The organism is Priestia koreensis (assembly GCF_001274935.1).
GTDB lineage: Bacteria > Bacillota > Bacilli > Bacillales > Bacillaceae_H > Bacillus_AG > Bacillus_AG koreensis.
In genome coordinates this window covers 406,170-421,865 of sequence record NZ_LILC01000013.1, presented here as the reverse complement: position 1 = coordinate 421,865, position 15,696 = coordinate 406,170, and the positions used below count along the sequence as shown (strand labels likewise).

Genomic DNA, 15,696 nt, shown 5'->3' with positions numbered 1-15,696 from the left:
ACACGAGTATGATAAGAACTGTATCCTATACATAGCTATTTCGAAAGGAATGAATTACATGTTAGATCGTATCGAAGATTTATCCATTGCTACTATCCGTACTTTATCAATTGATGCAATTGAGAAAGCAAATTCAGGTCACCCTGGCTTACCAATGGGTGCAGCACCAATGACTTACGCACTTTGGACAAAGGTAATGAATCACAGCCCGAAAAATCCAAACTGGTTTAACCGCGACCGCTTTGTTTTATCTGCAGGTCATGGTTCAGCATTACTATATAGCATGCTTCATTTAGCTGGCTACGGCTTACCGATGGAAGAACTTAAGAACTTCCGTCAATGGGGAAGCAAAACTCCAGGACATCCAGAATTCGGTCATACTGCAGGGGTTGAAGCAACAACAGGTCCTTTAGGACAAGGTGTTGCAATGGCTGTTGGTATGGCAATGGCAGAGCGTCATTTAGCAGCAAAATTCAACAAAGATAACTATGATGTAGTAAATCATTTCACATATTCTTTATGTGGAGATGGGGACTTAATGGAAGGGGTTTCTGCAGAAGCAGCGTCTTTAGCAGCGCATCTTAAATTAGGTCGTTTAGTTGTTCTTTATGATTCAAACGATATTTCTCTTGATGGAGATTTAGATCGTTCATTCTCTGAAAGCGTAGAAGGTCGTTTCAAAGCATACGGATGGCAATATGTTCGTGTTGAAAACGGCAATGACGTAGACGAAATTGAAAAAGCTTTAGCGGAAGCAAAAGCAGATCTTGATCGTCCAACAATTATTGAAGTGAAAACTGTGATTGGATTTGGATCTCCAAACCGTGCAGGTACATCTTCTGTACATGGTGCACCACTTGGATCAGAAGAATCTAAATTAACAAAAGACGCTTACAGCTGGACGTTTGAAGAAGATTTCCACGTACCAAACGAAGTGTACGATCATTTCAACAAAGTAATTGTTGAAGCAGGTCAACAAAAAGAGCAAGAATGGAATGACCTATTCGCTCAATATAAAGAAGCTCATCCAGAGCTTGCAAGTGAATTTGAAGCAGCAATCAAAGGCGAGCTTCCAGAAGGTTGGGAAAAACAACTTCCAACTTATGAAGAAGGATCTTCAACAGCGACTCGTGCTTCATCTGGTGAAGTATTAAACGCTGTAGCGAAAGCTGTTCCACAAATCTTTGGTGGTTCTGCTGACTTAGCTGGTTCAAACAAAACGAACCTTAAAGATGCAGGAGACTTCACAGCTGAAGACTTCAGTGGCCGTAACATTTGGTTCGGTGTACGTGAATTCGCAATGGGTGCAGCGATGAATGGTATTGCCCTTCATGGTGGCGCAAAAGTATTTGGTGGTACGTTCTTCGTATTCTCTGATTACCTACGTCCTGCAATCCGCTTAGCTGCTTTAATGCAACTACCTGTAACATATGTATTCACACATGACAGTATTGCGGTTGGGGAAGATGGTCCAACTCATGAACCAATCGAGCAATTACCGTCATTACGTGCAATGCCTGGTTTATCTGTAGTACGTCCTGGTGATGCTAACGAAACAGCAGCTGCTTGGAGATTAGCAGTTGAATCAACTGACCGTCCAACGGCGCTTGTGTTAACTCGTCAAGACTTACCTACACTTCCTGGTACGGATAAAAACGCGTACGAAGGCGTGAAAAAAGGTGCTTATGTTGTATCAAAAGCAAGCAAAGAACAAGCGGATGTATTATTACTTGCATCTGGTTCTGAAGTAAGCTTAGCAGTAAGCGCTCAAAAAGAACTTGAAAAAGACGGCATTGCTGCTGCAGTAGTAAGTATGCCAGCTTGGGATCGTTTCGAAGAGCAATCTGCTGAATACAAAGAGTCCGTTCTTCCAAAATCAGTGAAAAAACGTTTTGCTATGGAAGTAGCAGCACCATTTGGTTGGGAGCGTTATACTGGTGATGAAGGCGAAGTGTTAGGCATTAACCACTTCGGTGCTTCAGCTCCTGGAGACGTAATCATGAAAGAATTTGGCTTCACAACTGAAAATGTAGTAGCTCGCGTAAAAGCTTTATTAAACAAATAAGCAACGCCCGCTCATAAATAAAAGGTGACTGAGAAGATTTCTTCTCGGTCACCTTTTTTATTTCGACAAAATTAGTGGTTATCTGTTCCATAAATAGACAATCATTTTAAGGTTCTCGTTTTATAATGGGTACTAAGAACGTATAAGGGGGCTATATGATGAGAAAATATGATATTTATTTAATCGAAAAAGAAGTAGCGAATCACTACTATCAGCGCGCAGGGCTTATTTTTCAATTGTTCAAAGATTTTCAGCAGCCGTCCCATATACAATATGATGAGCTAAAAAAACAGGTAGAGTATATTACGAAACCTCTTCCAATAGAAGAACTAGAAGACGCAATTGAGTCTGCTTTTTTGCATACAACGGCTTTTTTCAAAGGAGAAAAACAGTACAAGCTATCCATTTTAAAAACACAGAGTCGTGCGAGAATTAAAATGTACGATCGGCTTATTTCTCTTGAGGGCATTGGGGGAGTAGATGCGGAAACCGCTTTTTTTGAAGTGCTACGCAAGTTAAATCCTTATTTTTTGGCCATGGATTTCACAAAAGAACAATATGGCTGGCTCACGCCTATCAAAACAAAAAAATTCATATAAATATTGCAGAAATTAAGAAGTAAATATTGTATAATAACTCTTGGTTTAGTACACTGTAAGGTAGACAACACGAAGGAGGAAATAGTTTTATGTGGTTAGATATTTTAATTGGTGTTCTAGCTCTGCTTGTTGGAATAGCGCTAGGATTCTTCATTGCACGTAAATACATGATGAGCTATTTAAAGAAAAACCCGCCTATTAATGAACAAATGCTAAAAATGATGATGATGCAAATGGGAATGAAACCTTCTCAAAAGAAAATCAATCAAATGATGAAAGCAATGAGCAATCAAATCAAATAAGCGCACTAATGCATCAAGCATTGTAACGATATAACGCCATTATCATTGTTTATAATGGCATATACATATTTGATATTGTGAAGTTTCCATTGTTTACTCGATTCTCTTTCTAAAAAGACCATTTTTTCTGTTACCTAAAAACAGAGAGGATGGTCTTTTTTGCATTTAACGGATTTAGTCGAAGAATATTGTTACCATTGTATGGCTAAAGGATTCACCAAGAAGACAATGATTAATAAACGTCAGGAACTTAAACAGGTTTTAAAATTTCTTCGTGAAAAGAGAGGAATAGAAAAATTAGAGAATGTTACTACACATGACCTAAAGGCATATATCAGACAGAAACAAAGCTCTGGATTACAGGTATCCAGTATTCGCTCTATGCATAAAACAGTGGCAGCATTTTTTAACTGGTGCATGTTAGAGGAATATTCAAACGAAAACTTAATGAAAAAAGTTGAATGTCCGAAGGCTAAAGAGAAGATATTAACGGCTTTTACAGAGGATGAAGTATACAGAATGATTAATTGCTTTTCCTACGAAAATTACATTGAATCACGTAATAAAGCGATAATTGCGATGTTAGCAGATTGCGGACTTCGAGCAATGGAGATACGTACATTGAAAAACTCTGATATTAAAGAAACATCTATACATGTAAGTGGTAAAGGTGGAAAGGAACGAGTTGTATATATCTCACCAGCACTTAAGAAAATTCTTATTAAATACGAGCGTCTAAAAACAAAGTATTTTAAAGATAAAATAATTCACGATCGATACTTTTTATCTTATGCAGGTAGAGAGTTATCGCATGTGGGATTAGATAACCTAGTAAAGTTGGCAGGAAAAAGAGCTAGAGTTAATAAAGAGAGGGTAAGTCCTCACATGTTTAGGCATTTTTTTGCTGTGCAGAGCTTAGCAAGCGGCAATTTAGACGTTTATAGCCTTTCAAGACTATTAGGGCATGCTGATATATCGGTTACACAACGTTACCTACACACGTTAAGTATTGGGAAAATATTAGAAAAAGCAAAAGCATCTTCACCTTTGATGACGATGGGAAGGAAGTGACACCATGAACGAAAAAGAAGAAAAGGTAATTAGATTTTTAAAATTTCACTTTGATGATATGAAATATTTCAGATTCGAATTGCATCCCGATTACTTATTCGGAAGGAAAATCTATGACCCCGATCGTTGGGTAGCTACGGTGTATTTCGATGAAGAAGAAAATAGAGTGAAGATGCTACTGATTAATAAAGAGGGAGAAGTTTACTAAGTAATTAATTGTAAACAAAAAAGAGAAGACGCTGGCTGCAACCAAAGTCTTCTCAGGCATTTAGCATAGAAATATGCCGTTTAATTAAAGGTAAATTAATTATAATTCACTTCCAAAAAAATAACAAGTGGATTAGGTGTATTTCCTATGCTCACAAATAATACCTATGGGGGCATATAGGAATGAAACAAGGGAAAATTGAACAATTTCAACATTTATCTAATTTTAGTTCACTTAAAGACATGAACAATAATATGGAATCCTTTTTGTCTGTACATAAGTCAGCCTTTACAGCATCAGAATTAATATGTTTTAAGGTGTTGTTACGCTTTTCTTGTAAGGTTAAAGGGGTAAGTAACATTTCAGTTAATAAGCTCTTAAAATCGATTTCTGAGACGTGTAAAAAGGTGTCTGAATCAACTTTCCATCGAATGAAACGTAAAGCAATTAAATTAGGTATTTTAGCGGTTATTCCAACTGAACGTTCAAATAAATCTCAATCATCTAATTTGTGGGTATTTCATCGTTTTATAAATAATGACACCCCATATGCGAAAGACAAATCGTTGGTAAATAAACAATCTGAAGATAAGCCAATGACACCCCAAAAAACTGTTAAGCATTCTAAAACTAATAGTCATATTAATACACGTAAGGATAACGTAATTAAGAATGTTCCAGTTGAATTTCAATCTTTAGCCAAATGCTACTACTCAGTAAAAGAAGTATTAGAATTATGGAAATGTGTTAAACACTCAACAAAATATTTAACATATTACACGCAGCAGGATAGAACAGAACTATCCATTCGTGCTTTTAAGCAAATGATATGTAATATTAAATTAGGCTATAAGATCAAGAAATCAATTTTTGCTTATTATCATGGTATCTTGAATGGACTATTGGATCGTGAGTATGAAGAGATTGTTAGTTAACTATAACCATCTCTTACTAATTAGAATATAATTACTAAATTTGAGTTTGCGTTTGTAAAAGGTTAATATAATAATTGGATAATATTTCAATTATGAGGCGGAGATGAAAAGGTATGGCTGAGTTTTCCGATATAATGCGCGAATTAAACAATTCCAGGAGAAATTTGATCTTTGTGTCTTCAATCCATCAGCAATATTTTAAGGCACATAAAAGTATGCAACAAGTAGCAGATGTTTATAGAAAGAATGGTTCAACCAATTTATCTAACATGATAAGACAAGCTCATGAAAGAAATGCCTATTTAACAACTCTTAAACCATGGAACCATGTTAATAGTAATATGGTTGATGCTATTAATAAAATGAGAAGCTTTGATATTCAAACCTTGACTGTTGCGCGACAATTAAGAAGCATAATGACTAATCATGCACATTTGCAGTTCTCACAAATTGCTAAACAGGCAAATAAACTAAGGGAAGCATTATTTGAATCAAAGGATATTATAGCTAAGTTTAAGACTATAATTATTGAATTAGGTTATCCTCCACATAGAGATTTGTCTTACCAAAGGATGGCTACAATTGTAGAAGAATACGAACAATATGGATTAGACCATGTTTCTGAATATATTGATGAGGCTTTGTCTGAAGAATACAATGATAAATATTTGAGAAGTAAATTATTGAAATGGGAAGGAAACCCATTTCTTAAGAACAGAATTGGTATTTTAAGAAATGTGATTAGGTGCCATAATTTAGGAATGTATGAGGCTTCAATTCCTACTCTTATGCCTCAGTTGGAAGGACTAGTAGCTGAGAGTTTTCAGCATATTGGGAGAATGGGAGGGCCTAAATTATTGGAATTTCTTAAAGAATTGTTTAAGCCAAATCCAAATGAACAAGATGTGGAAAATTATCATCAAGCAGCATATCTATATTATCAAACGCAGGTCTTGACGGGTTTTGAACATGGGAAATCTTTGGATTCCGAAATAGGTAGAAATGCAATTCTACATGGTGGAGACGTAGAATATGGTACTAGGGCAAACTCATTAAAGCTTATCTTATTATTTGATTATTTATTGGAAACTATAATAGATTATCATCAGGAAAGCACTTCTGCTTAAAAGAAGTGCTTTCCTATCTTCCCTATTAGTTTTAGTTTTCATTTTCTTCAACAAGCTCAATTAATTCATTCGTATCAGTAATCTCCAAGGATGTAGCAATCTTTTCAAGATGATGAAGACTCACACGTTCTATGTGATTTCTTACCAGTGAACTAATTGCAGCTTCACGAATGCCCGTCATTTCTGCTAATTGTTTTTGTGTTAAGTCACGGGATAGTAGTACTTCTTTTAATTTAATTTTTGCTTTAATTGGCATACTGTAACTCTCCTAATTTAGTACTTAGTTTTATTTTACATTTTTTTAAACTTTTTTCAAATTACGTATTGACGTTATTAAGTAATTTTTGTATTATAAGTTCAAGGAAACAAATTCCATTGGACGAAGGTGAAGGAAATGAGAGAGATACTAAAAAAAGAGTTATTACATAAAGGTTATCAACGAAAGGAAATCGCTGAATCAATTGGCACGACATCAAGCACAATAACTAAATTTCTAGACGGAACTCAAGAAGTATCAATTGATACAGTTCTTCAATTTATACGATACGTAATGCCTCAGAACGAAAAAAGAATGATGATCTACTTTTGCTTAGAAGCAGAAAAACCAGCTAACCTTTCAGCGGCAATGGAATATTGTTCAACCAATCGTTTAATGAAAACTTTAGCTAAGTTAATTGATAAGGCTAAGGAGTCGTCAAATATTGAATTAAAGCAATTAGCAGCTCTATACGAAACTTTACTTAGATGGCAACATGGAATCTACAATTTCGACATTCAAGAAGAGTTAATTGCATTAAGGAAACTCAAAACAGATAGTGAAGAGTGTAAAGTTTTTTCGAAATTATTAGAAGTATGCATGTACTACTACAAAACTCAGTACACAGTAGTAAAGGATTTGACTAATGAGCTGATAAATGATTTAGATCAATTAAAAAGAACTTACTTACAAAAATCTTATAAGGCCAGATTAAATGAAATTATGAGTTATGTATTCTTAAAGTTAAATAATTTAAAACTTGCTAGAGAATACGCTCGAAAAGTTATAAAAGCTAAAATTGGTACTGCCTTCAATGCCTTCGCTTATTTTGTAATTGGTAGTAGCTATATGTTTAGTGAGTATGACAAAACACTTCATTACTTAGAAAAATCACATAAACTTTATTCTAAGTATAGTCCACATAATGCAGATGACATTTTAAACAAGATTGAGTTTACTAATGCATACTGGAATGTACATAACATTAATTACACCAACGAATTGATACTCCATTACTACAAAAAGAAAAATAACCATCACGATATCCCTCAACTAGAAGTTCCTACAAATGATTCATTTCAATTATTTTTAATTGGCAGTATTAATGCTGATAGAACTTTATTAATCAAGACCTTCACAAATTTCATCCATAAGAATGATATTTTTAACGCAACATTGGTAAAGGAAGAATTAGCTCAACTAGATGAAAATTCATACTTACTTGAACAAATGTTGCTTGTTTAAATAGAAATGTATTATCAAAATTTGAAAGGGGGTGATGAAATTTGAAAAAGGTAATCGTAGCATTATTAGCAGTAGTAGTTGTAGTAGGGGCTGGAGTAGTCAAACAAGATAAGCAGCAAGCAGATCCAACGATCGGTGGAATGAAACCGACAGGGACAGTAAAAAAAGGTTAATGGTTATAATTATGGCGTTCTCAGATGTGAGTTTCGCCATTTTATTAAAAGTTTTGCAACTTTAGATTTAAAAAATAGGAAAATAAGGGGAGAAAAACATTGAAAAGAAATTTAGTTAGCGGTTATATCAAAATGCCATTTACTTACGAAGTGGATTCACCATCTTGTGAACAAGCGTTTGGAGAAGAGCAAGGTAAATTTGAAATGCAGGATCTGTTTCTTGCTAACGGAATTGAAAAGTTCCATATTGAATTAGAGGATGGCAGCATACATACTATGAACATCGAGGACTTACTTGTGCAAATCGATAAGGCGGAAGAGATTACAAAAGAAGGAGAAAAATAAACTGGAGGAAAGTATTTACAAAACACAAATAATCACTTAATATAAAGAGACTTAAATAAAACGGAGAGTATGCACAAAACAATCGTTTTATATATGGACAAAGTATTATCTGAATATTTTGTCCTTCTCTTTCATCATGTGATTAAACCAATTTTTATATTTTAATATGATTACGAAAATAAAGTGTCAAGGTATCAATCTTTGTAATTCGCTGAAAAACCTTATACAACAACTTTTTGAATGTAAACTCTTCTATAAAAGTGTACATTGGATGCTATATTGCTAATTATATGTTCATGTCGTGCTAAAGTCAATAATTTAGTTAAATAAAAATTAAACAATTTTAAAGGAGGTGAACTGAAGTGGACAATCCATGGGCTGTTAATTATTTAGAAGTTGAAATCAAGGAAGATACTGCGGAATTAGACGTTTATGAGCAATATTTAATGCAAATTGCTTAAATGAAATTATTAATTAGAAAAGGAGAAAATGAATATGATGACAATGGAAATTACAACATATAAAGGTTGGAGCAATGTTCCAGAGGATTTTAAAACAAAAACACAACTAAAGGAAATTAAGCTGAAACCAGTAGCTGAAGAGTTACCAGATGCTTATGTTAAAGCCCAAACAAAATATGGTTGGAAAGAGTTTAACCTTTACCATATAAAAAACACTCAAGAAATTAAGTCACGGGTCATTAACGTGAGAGAATTTCCGATCACTTTAAAGAATATTGAAAATGCACTATACATTATAAATAAATCAGCTAAAAAGAGTAGAGATACAAAAGTATTAAATTATAGTATCAGAAAACACGGAATTGTATCTGTAGCTAAAAAAAGACAAATGAAATTATATGATTTGAAGAATGATGTGATTGATAAATTAATTAGTGAAAATAAACTTTCTATTAAAGGTTGGCACAAACAAAATTTAAACGGATATGATACACCCTTATTATTAATGCAAATCGTCGATATTACTTTCCATATGCCAATCAGTTTTGAAGAACTAAAAAATTCACTTGAGAAACCCCAATACTTAGGAGAAATAGGTGTAATAAGTGCTCAACCTACTAGAAAAATAGATATGAAATTTTCAGAAGCGGTATCTCTATTAGAGAAATACTTAATTCAATAAACAAAGGAGAGGTAAAAATGACAAACTTATTCGCATTCAAGCAAGAGTTCCAAGATGAATTATACGTAATCGATGCAATTAGAAGGGGGCACGTGGAACTTCAAAGGCAATACAATAAGCAATTGTTGGATCTTATGGGGAAAGTTGCTGACTCAGCTATCCACGTTGCAATTGCACGAGAGGGAATATGTTTAGAAGAAATTAAGGAGATGAACTTTAATGACGCATACGAAAGAATGTCGCAAAGAACCACCAGCAAGTATTCCAAGTACAACACGATTGTCTGGATGAAGCGATTTCTAAAGGCTAGGAAGCTATTTTCTAAAAAACTTTATCATGGTGAATCCTTGTTACGTGAATCTCTTAGTAAATTAAAAATATATAAAACTAGCATTAATGAGTTACCAAAATCGCAGCAATATTATTACCTTAAGGCAATTGAAGAAATGAGGTTGGTAATAGCTGAAACAATTAATAGCAGTTACTTAATGGAAGATAATAACATGATTGCAACAATTGAATGGGTACTTTTTGATGGTCTTGAAAATAGACCTAGAGAAATGATTACTAAAGATGATTTTTTAAGTTTACTAAATGTGAATCACAATGTCGCTGCACAAAAATACATAAATAATTATATTTCAGACGAAATGAACTTTCGAGACTTAGCGAAGGCTTTATTCCTAGAGAAAATTGAAGACGATAATCACAGTTATTTCTCAGATATGTTCGCAGATCACTTCATGAATGTGCTGCATGACAACAAAGATATTAAAGATAAATTACATAAAGATTTGGGTTTGAATCATATTCCTACATACTCAGTTAAGTTTGATGAATTTGGAGACGTAATTAATATCAAACAAAATACATACACCCTAGAGCTTATTGCTGGTGGATTAAATGAAGGGAGGTGAGTAATTTCAACAGAGAAGGATGGTTACCAAATAAAACATTATCAAAAAAAGAAAATAAGGAGCGATTTAATGGAAGACAAAAAAATTAGTGATGCAATTACTAAAAAAGAAATAGAGAACTGGAAGCCAGGAGAGATAATTTTTATTAAGGCAGGTACTGGAAAAGGGAAGAGTTATTTCATTAAAAATCGATTGTATGAGTTTGCTAAGAAAATTAATAAAAAAATACTAATGTTAGTCCATAGAAGGGATTGTGGAACTCAATTTCAAGGTGAGATAGATGCAGGTAATAAAAGTGACTTTATTCATATCAAAACTTATCAATATATAGAATTTCATGCGGAGAAATTTGACTTTTCACAATATCAATACATAGTCTGTGATGAAAGTCACTATTACATATCTGACGCAGCATTTAATAAGACAACTGATATTGGGTTAGAAGCCGTTCTTAAACAAAGAGATAAAGTGAAAATTTTTATGTCAGCAACGGGAGATAAGATTGAAAGATATTTAGCTAATAGAAAAGGGTTGAATCCGAGACATTACCCATCAAAAGAACTTGAAAAAGAATTTTTGAATTTTAACTTTATTAAAACATTGTCATTCTTCAAGAAAGATGAAACTTTAGAGGGGTTTGTACAGACGGCTATTAGAGATAAAATCAAAGCCATTTTCTTTATACATAATGCTGAAAAAGCCTATAAATTGTATTCAAAATATAAAGAGCATTGTCTTTTTAATTGTTCTAAACATAATAAGCGTTATTACCAATATGTTAATGCTGAAAAGATTGATGAAATGCTACATAATGAGCGATTTGATAGTCTAATTCTTATTACAACAACTTGCATGGATGCGGGAGTAAGTATAAAAGATAAAGAGTTAAAAGACATAGTATGTGATGTAAAAGATACGGATACATTAATTCAATGTATTGGGAGAAAAAGAATCTTGGATGAAACAGATAAATTGAATTTATACATAAAAAATATTTCTAATCAGCAGATAGGCGGCACTCAAACAAAGTTGAACAGAAAATTAAAGAAAGCAGATTTTTTTAGAGAATATGGAACAAAAAAATACATAGAAAAGTATGGTCGAGATCCTGATTCACACAGTATTGTCTACGATGAAGTAACAGATGATGAGAATAAAGGAATAAAGAAATTAAACGAATTAATGTATTACAAATGTAAATTGGATGTATTTGAAATAGAAATAATGAAAACACATAAATATTTTCATTATGCTAATTACTTAGCTTACATATTAGGGTTTTACGATAAAGAATTTGATGATTTTTCATACAATTTTATTGAGGACACAAATGACCAGATAGAATTAGAGAGTTACTTGGATTCGATGGTTGGTAGAGTGATGCTTTCGAGGAAAGATCGAACAGAGCTAATTGAGAAAATAAATGTAAGGGATGGTAATAATAATCGGTTGCTTAGAAACATCAATATTCTAAACGGTAAATTACAAGAAACGAAAATGAACTATATAATAGAGCAATTTGAGACAAGTCGAATTATTCATGATAAGAAGAGAAACTTTAAGCAAGCATGGAAAGTTAGAAGGTTATGTGATTATTAATCTTCTACCCCCCAAAAATGTATAAACCTTTATATATAGCTTTATGCAAAATTAGGGGGTAAAACAAGAAACACTACATATTATTTAAGTTTTATTGATTTATACATACATACGAGTAAATAAAAAAGAAAAATTTACCCTTCGTGAAAAGGTGAATTGCTGACGTAAGGAAGCAAGAGGAAAAACTTCGAAGAGGAATCGATCAGGAACTATAGTGGATGAGCGATGTAAGTTTTTCTTTAAAATGTTTTAAAACATATCGATTAATAAAAAAATTAAAATACTAGGAGGAAATGAACTATGGCAATCACTGAAATTAAAGAGGATTTAGTAACTGAACCAGCTAAAATGGAAAAAGGGGATACGGTATATATCAGATCACTTGAGGCAGCAGATATATATTCTTATATCTTTAGAAATAAAGAATTATCTAAGGACTATGTAGGAAGTATTCCTTATAGTTTGGAGAATTTGAAGCTGCGAGATGTAGGCATGAAAGTAAAGAAATTAGACGAATTGAAGATAATTACCGATGATATGATTAATGTTAAATTTAATATAAAAGTGCAGAGTGCTAGTTACATAATAGAAAAATTAGTTAAAATTATGAAGGGGATTTTAACTAAAATAGAAAAGGAAGAAGATGACGAGGTTAAGGAAAAATTAAACAAAAGTTTAAAGAATATTGAGTTGCGTAAAAAAGAATTAGAATCCCAAATACAAAGTGAACAATGGCAAGAGGTAAAGGTAAAAGAACTACGATATAAACTATATAAAGAAGGCTTTATCATTAACAAATATAATAAAAAAACTAAAATGATAACACCTGTACACTATGTTTTATATGGACGTACTGCTTCAAAATCCAGAAAAGGTGAATGTCTCTTCATAAATGCTAAATTGAAAGAGAAAATTGAAAAATGGTCAAATGCTGGTTTGAAATTTGACGAACATAATAAACATGATCTTGCCAGTTTAGCTGCTTATAAAAGCCTTGTATCCTCTAGTTTAGAGGGAACGATAAAAATTCACCCTAGCAACATGTTGATTGTGGATGATAAAGAATCAAGTTTTGAGGAAATCTGTTCAGTTGTTCGCAAAGATGAAAAAGTTATTGAAGATAAAATAATTCATAGTTGGTTAGTGAGGAAGAAAAAGTAACGGTAAGAAACAATTTGTTTGATGGTCAGTCAATGTTAGAGGCCAATCTTTTTCCAGATGGTAAATCCATGCTACTGCTTAGACATCACTTCTTCAAATCAGCTGCATTTGCAACTAATATTCAAAAATTCTTCAAAGATATACATAAAAGAATGATCGATGCTGAAGATTCTATGTACGATAAAGAAGTACCTCTTAACTACAATAAATGGGAAATTAGAGATATGTTTAATAATCCTATACGAGCGTCTAAAGTGAAATTTATTTTTACACCTAGTTCATTGAAAATATTAAAGTTTAGTTACATAAAGGGTAGTCAGAAAAATATGTATCTGCATTGGCAAAAACTTATCTTTGATGAATCGTTTGGCGTATGTAAAACAGAGAAATCAACTAAATTTGCGACAAAAGATAATAGAATTATGCATCAAACTTCTTACCAAATGCTAAACAGTATGCCGTTAACTGTTGCTAATATAGCAAAGCTTGCACAACCTCAAAAAGAATACCTTATGAAATTAAAAGATGATCATGATGGATTTATTGACCACATAAAGCAAAAGGCAAACGAACTAAACGGTAATGAGATGCTTGCTGCATTATATGAGCGAAATCATAATATTGTCTATACTGATTTGTTCAAGAAATTTAGACGGGAAGAAATTAGTAAGCAAAAGAAATACATTCAAAAAGGAAAGATATTGGTAAAAGGTGATTACTTAACGTTATTTGGAAATCCTTTAGAATATCTTTATCATGCAATTGGGAAATTCGATGGTCAATCCATTAGTCTACATAAAAATGAAATATATACTACATTGTTCGATGAAGATAAAGAATACGTTGGTTTCAGAAATCCCCATACAGCTCCATCTAACGTCTTTGTGGGGATTAATAAAAAAGCAGAGAATATTGATACATATTTTAATCTCAGTGACAATATCGTTTGTGTTAATGCGATCGATTACAATTTGCAAAATAAGCTTAGTGGGTGCGATTACGACTCCGATACATTACTTTTGGCTGATTTTGAAGAATCCATAGTAAAGATTGCTAAAGAATTAGATGCTGAATATAAGGTTTGCATTAACCAAATTGACTCTAACCCTAAGATGTATATTCTTGATAAGGACAACAAATCCCATGCTGAAGTTGATAACATACTTTCTTCATCTCAGAGAAATATTGGGAGGGTTGTGAATTTAGCACAATTATATATGAGCTCGTATTGGGATGAAGAATCCAAAGGTAATAAGGGAAACGAAAAGTTATTAAGAGCAATAAATATACTTACTGTGTTATCGGGAATCGCAATTGATATGAGTAAGAAATTATATAAAATTGATCTTCAAAATGAAATCAATATTATGCAAAAACAACTAAAGCTGAAAACTGTTGAAGGTAAGGATTTAAAACCTTTATTTTGGAAAGTGAACGGTAGTAAGTGGGGAGGGAAGAAGTCGGAAGAAGATGATAAAGAAATATACACTAAATATGAAACTGCTATGGACTATCTTTGCGAATACTTCGAGGAAATTCCTAACGCTAAAAAAATGAAAAAGAAAGTGGATTTCAATGAGCTGCTAGTTGATGAAAAGATTGCTGGAGCGGATCGTAAAAAAAGAGCAACTATTCTAAAACAAGTTGAAGAGTTAACTCGACAAATCAATAAAATAAATTCGGGAAATTTAGGTGAAGAAGAGAAGAAAGTAGCGGAAATTGACAAGGTTAGAAAACTAAAATTCAAGATTAATGCAAAAACAAAAATAACAGAAGAGACTATGCTATCAACGATTAAATATGCCGTGAATCCAGAGAATGAATTTAAACAGCCACTTAGATTGTTGAAAGTTTTATATGAAGCAAATAAGGAAACATTTCTAGCTGCGTTTAAAGAAACGAGTGAAAAGGAATGAAAATTGCACAGTTTTGAAGAATCTTAGGCTTATAACCATTGCGGTTGTAGGCTTTTTTCTTTTTGGAATTATTGTCTAAAGGAAAGTATAAATATTTTAATTTAAAATTTTTATACGATACCGTAATTATAATTTAACACTTATGTGAATGAAAAGCAAATATAATTTTTTGACTTAATAAATTAAATAAAAATATGAAGAAGGGAAGGGATGATTATGACAAGGGATGAAATAAATGAGCTGTTTTTTGAAAAGAGAAAAAAGCAAATTAGCAACAAGTATTTGGCGGAACAATTAAACTGCTCTAATGCTTTAATATCTCAATTTTTCAATTTCAAGTGTAGCTTATCAACTGTGAAAGAAGAGCGTCTAAAACAGATTATTAGACAAGCTAAAGAGTACAAATGGATTAAGGTGGAAATTTAATATGTCTTGACCGCATCGCCCAGCCTCCTAGAAGGGTGCCTCGTTACAGCTCGGTCGTTAAAGATAAGCGTAGCAACGATTAATGCCAACGACAAGTTTTTGCCATAGTTGAGATAATACTAACGGAATAGTATTGATTTCCTCTTAGATGCATGAGAGCTAGTGGGAGTACTTGTTACTCCCTGTTCGTGCATGAATAATATTGTTA

17 protein-coding genes are annotated in these 15,696 nt (G+C 32.8%); 16 read left to right on the top strand and 1 reads right to left on the bottom strand.

Features of this window, described 5'->3' with window-relative positions; translation table 11 throughout:
- Positions 1 to 58 precede the first annotated feature (58 nt).
- From tkt to AMD01_RS11310, 7 genes are all read left to right on the top strand, one after another.
- Positions 59 to 2,065, top strand: coding sequence for a transketolase (tkt, locus tag AMD01_RS11340; protein ID WP_053401511.1), 2,007 nt, complete (start codon positions 59 to 61; stop codon positions 2,063 to 2,065).
- A gap of 155 nt (positions 2,066 to 2,220) precedes the next feature.
- Entirely contained in the window at positions 2,221 to 2,664 is a 444-nt protein-coding gene (gene sirA / locus AMD01_RS11335; RefSeq protein WP_083446521.1) for a sporulation inhibitor of replication protein SirA, read from the top strand.
- An 89-nt stretch (positions 2,665 to 2,753) separates the two neighbouring features.
- Positions 2,754 to 2,966 (top strand): YneF family protein, encoded by a 213-nt coding sequence (locus AMD01_RS11330; protein ID WP_053401509.1) that lies wholly within the window; start codon positions 2,754 to 2,756, stop codon positions 2,964 to 2,966.
- Between the two features lie 159 nt (positions 2,967 to 3,125).
- Entirely contained in the window at positions 3,126 to 4,037 is a 912-nt protein-coding gene (locus AMD01_RS11325) for a tyrosine-type recombinase/integrase (RefSeq protein ID WP_053401508.1), read from the top strand.
- A 4-nt stretch (positions 4,038 to 4,041) separates the two neighbouring features.
- On the top strand, positions 4,042 to 4,245 hold the full coding sequence (locus AMD01_RS11320; RefSeq protein WP_053401507.1) for a hypothetical protein: 204 nt from the start codon (positions 4,042 to 4,044) through the stop codon (positions 4,243 to 4,245).
- A 182-nt stretch (positions 4,246 to 4,427) separates the two neighbouring features.
- The gene (locus AMD01_RS11315) at positions 4,428 to 5,180 is read left to right on the top strand and encodes a hypothetical protein (protein WP_053401506.1); all 753 of its coding nucleotides are present in this window, start codon (positions 4,428 to 4,430) and stop codon (positions 5,178 to 5,180) included.
- 113 nt (positions 5,181 to 5,293) lie between these two features.
- Entirely contained in the window at positions 5,294 to 6,307 is a 1,014-nt protein-coding gene (locus tag AMD01_RS11310) for a hypothetical protein (RefSeq protein WP_053401505.1), read from the top strand.
- A 31-nt stretch (positions 6,308 to 6,338) separates the two neighbouring features.
- Here AMD01_RS11310 and AMD01_RS11305 read toward each other — a convergent pair whose 3' ends face one another.
- Positions 6,339 to 6,563, bottom strand: coding sequence for a helix-turn-helix domain-containing protein (locus AMD01_RS11305; RefSeq protein ID WP_053401504.1), 225 nt, complete (start codon positions 6,561 to 6,563; stop codon positions 6,339 to 6,341).
- Between the two features lie 138 nt (positions 6,564 to 6,701).
- Here AMD01_RS11305 and AMD01_RS11300 point away from each other — a divergent pair, with 138 nt between their 5' ends.
- The 9 genes from AMD01_RS11300 to AMD01_RS11265 all read left to right on the top strand — a co-directional run bounded on the left by AMD01_RS11300 (position 6,702) and on the right by AMD01_RS11265 (position 15,488).
- The gene (locus tag AMD01_RS11300; RefSeq protein ID WP_053401503.1) at positions 6,702 to 7,808 is read left to right on the top strand and encodes an AimR family lysis-lysogeny pheromone receptor; all 1,107 of its coding nucleotides are present in this window, start codon (positions 6,702 to 6,704) and stop codon (positions 7,806 to 7,808) included.
- Between the two features lie 41 nt (positions 7,809 to 7,849).
- The gene (locus tag AMD01_RS24935) at positions 7,850 to 7,981 is read left to right on the top strand and encodes a hypothetical protein (protein ID WP_281176867.1); all 132 of its coding nucleotides are present in this window, start codon (positions 7,850 to 7,852) and stop codon (positions 7,979 to 7,981) included.
- A gap of 99 nt (positions 7,982 to 8,080) precedes the next feature.
- Positions 8,081 to 8,326 (top strand): hypothetical protein, encoded by a 246-nt coding sequence (locus AMD01_RS11295; protein ID WP_053401502.1) that lies wholly within the window; start codon positions 8,081 to 8,083, stop codon positions 8,324 to 8,326.
- A 495-nt stretch (positions 8,327 to 8,821) separates the two neighbouring features.
- Positions 8,822 to 9,469: a YkyB family protein gene (locus tag AMD01_RS11290; protein ID WP_053401501.1), complete on the top strand. Its 648-nt coding sequence runs from the start codon at positions 8,822 to 8,824 to the stop codon at positions 9,467 to 9,469.
- A 17-nt stretch (positions 9,470 to 9,486) separates the two neighbouring features.
- Positions 9,487 to 10,386, top strand: coding sequence for a hypothetical protein (locus AMD01_RS11285; protein WP_053401500.1), 900 nt, complete (start codon positions 9,487 to 9,489; stop codon positions 10,384 to 10,386).
- A gap of 69 nt (positions 10,387 to 10,455) precedes the next feature.
- Positions 10,456 to 11,985, top strand: a complete 1,530-nt coding sequence (locus tag AMD01_RS11280; protein WP_053401499.1) for a DEAD/DEAH box helicase family protein — start codon at positions 10,456 to 10,458, stop codon at positions 11,983 to 11,985.
- Positions 11,986 to 12,285: 300 nt separating this feature from the next.
- Positions 12,286 to 13,146 carry a hypothetical protein gene (locus AMD01_RS11275; protein WP_053401498.1) on the top strand — a complete coding sequence of 287 codons (861 nt, stop codon included), beginning with the start codon at positions 12,286 to 12,288 and terminating at the stop codon, positions 13,144 to 13,146.
- Positions 13,122 to 15,062, top strand: coding sequence for a hypothetical protein (locus tag AMD01_RS11270; RefSeq protein ID WP_157052713.1), 1,941 nt, complete (start codon positions 13,122 to 13,124; stop codon positions 15,060 to 15,062). Before AMD01_RS11275 ends, AMD01_RS11270 begins: the two co-directional genes overlap by 25 nt.
- A gap of 216 nt (positions 15,063 to 15,278) precedes the next feature.
- Complete coding sequence (locus AMD01_RS11265) at positions 15,279 to 15,488, top strand: hypothetical protein (protein ID WP_157052712.1); 210 nt, start codon at positions 15,279 to 15,281, stop codon at positions 15,486 to 15,488.
- Positions 15,489 to 15,696: the final 208 nt, after the last annotated feature.